Annotated in this window: 1 pseudogene; it reads left to right on the top strand. The window is 55.1% G+C overall.

The features are described from left to right. Positions 1 to 236, top strand: a pseudogene (locus tag ACQ4LH_RS22130) (hypothetical protein); the annotation flags it as partial.

Below are 236 nucleotides of genomic sequence, written 5' to 3'. Positions count from 1 at the left end.
CAGTTCGTCTCGTGGGCTCGGAGATGTGTAAGAGACAGGGTATGGCGCGGGCGCAGATTTCCCACGAGCCGGTAGGCATGCTCAAGCTACTGTTCCACCGCGAAACTCTAGAAGTGCTCGGTGTGCATTGCTTCGGCTACCAAGCCTCGGAGATCGTGCATATGGGTCAGGTGATCATGAACCACAAGGGTGAGGCCAATACCATCAAGGATTTCGTCAACACCACCTCTGTCTCT

The sequence above is a fragment of the Pseudomonas peli genome (assembly GCF_050563605.1).
Taxonomy (GTDB): Bacteria; Pseudomonadota; Gammaproteobacteria; order Pseudomonadales; family Pseudomonadaceae; genus Aquipseudomonas; species Aquipseudomonas peli_A.
Note: the sequence above shows the minus strand (reverse complement) of the source record. Positions and strands in the feature narration are given on the sequence as shown.